Raw genomic sequence first — 849 nt, 5'->3', positions numbered from 1 at the left:
TAGTCGTAGTTGAAGCGGAACCCAAGGGGTGGCTCGGAGGCACCAGAGAAATTGGAGACCGAACCCGTGCCGATTGCGAAGGAAGGCTTGAGAAAAATTTCAGACATGGTACAATTTGGGTAATGTTTTTTAGGTTTGAGGGGAGTGCAATCCCCTTTTTTTGTTTGAAATGGGAAATTTAGGGATCTGATGGCAGAACGAACGCATTACGTTCTACTGCCTCTAACGAAAAATTGCATTCTCATTTTTCGGGATACCGTTAATCTAGTCAAAATTATTTAACTTGTCAAGGGAAAAACCTATCTATTATGTAAAGAAATGTAACAAATTCCAAACTCGTCCAACAAATTGTAGCGACATTAGTGCTGAGTGCTAGGTGAGCGAACAGAAGAACAGGCAAGGAACGCCGCAGATGCGGCTGGCAGAGTTAATAGCGTTTCTTAGTGAAGTTTTGGGAGAACCGAACGATACAGCGCTGGCACAGCGAATAGGGATCCAGCGCACTGCTTTTCATCGGTTGAAGGCGGGAGAAAGTACGAACCTCTACAAACGCAACCGAGACGCAATGCTTAATTTTTTAGGAGTGACGGCAGACGAACTCAATGCCTATATTGAGGGGGAGTTGCCTCTGACGAAGCTGGTGCGGAATGTGATGACGGCTCCGAATTCTGGAGTGGCGTTCGATGAGATTGTGGAACGCTTGCCTTACCTGAAATTTTCCGATCTGCTGCGGTTGTCGGAAGCGCTCAACCAACGAATTCTTGAAGTTTTCCAACCTTTCCGCAGACACCTCGATCGCATCGGAATGGGTCGAACCCCAGAAGCGATCGCCGAGATACTCCCGACCCC

1 protein-coding gene is annotated in these 849 nt (G+C 47.3%); it reads left to right on the top strand.

All coding sequences use genetic code 11. The features are described 5' to 3' along the window. Nucleotides 1-376: 376 nt before the first annotated feature. The coding region (locus tag AC0QH1_RS14875) for a hypothetical protein (RefSeq protein WP_324631967.1) at nt 377-849 on the top strand (473 nt) is incomplete at its 3' end.

It is taken from the genome of Phormidium sp. CCY1219 (assembly GCF_055795085.1).
Note: the sequence above shows the minus strand (reverse complement) of the source record. Positions and strands in the feature narration are given on the sequence as shown.